This is a genomic window from Piscicoccus intestinalis NBRC 104926, assembly GCF_001515525.1.
GTDB lineage: Bacteria > Actinomycetota > Actinomycetes > Actinomycetales > Dermatophilaceae > Kineosphaera > Kineosphaera intestinalis.
The window spans coordinates 1-766 of sequence record NZ_BCNQ01000324.1 but is presented as its reverse complement, the minus strand read 5'-3'; the positions used below and the strand labels follow the sequence as shown (position 1 = coordinate 766).

Sequence of the window (766 nt, the reverse complement as noted above, 5' to 3'; positions counted from 1 at the left end):
CGTCGCTGTCGGGCAGGATCCAGCGGTAGCGACGCGCCAGCAGACACAGCCCGGCGCCGACGGCGGTGCCCGCGACCAGCCCCGCCTCCGGCCGGCCGTAGTGGAAGCCGACGACCATCACGCCGGAGGCGGCGACCGCGCACGTCGCGTACAGCGTGCTGCCGCCGAGCACCGCCGGCACCCGCTGCAACACGACGTCGCGCAAGGCCCCGCCGCCGACCGCGGTGATCGTGCCGAGCAGGATCGCGGGCAGCCACCCCAGGCCGGAGGAGAGGGTCTTCAGCGCCCCGGCCGCCGCCCACGACCCGAGTGCCAGCGCGTCGAGCGCCGGCCACAGCCGCTGCCACAGGCGGCCGTCGACGCGCAGCACGAACGTCAGCACCGCGGCGGTCAGCGCCGTCAGTACGTAGGCGTAGTCGGTGAGCGCCACCGGCGGTCCCTGCTGCAGGAGCGTGTCGCGGATCATCCCGCCGCCGAGCCCCGACAGGATCGCCAGCGTCGCGAACCCCACGACGTCGAGCCGATGCGTGCGGGCGATGATGCCACCGAGCGTGGCGTTGGCGAACACGCCGACGAGGTCCACCACGCGGAACGCGAGGTCGACCTGCGGCTGGTCGACCACGGCCGGTGCCGCGCCCGCCACCTGAACGAATGCCACGAATGCCACGAATGCCTCCGGGAACACGCGCGCTCCGCTACCGGCCGGTGAACTCGGCGGGGTCCGGTTCCCGCTCGGGCTCGCGCGGCCGGGGGGTCCGCCCGCGGG

Annotated in this window: 1 protein-coding gene; it reads right to left on the bottom strand. The window is 75.1% G+C overall.

The features are described from left to right. Positions 1-667, bottom strand: a 667-nt coding sequence (locus PINTE_RS21500) for a trimeric intracellular cation channel family protein (protein ID WP_084343909.1), incomplete at its 3' end; no start/stop codon positions are given. Between the last annotated feature and the right edge of the window lie 99 nt (positions 668-766).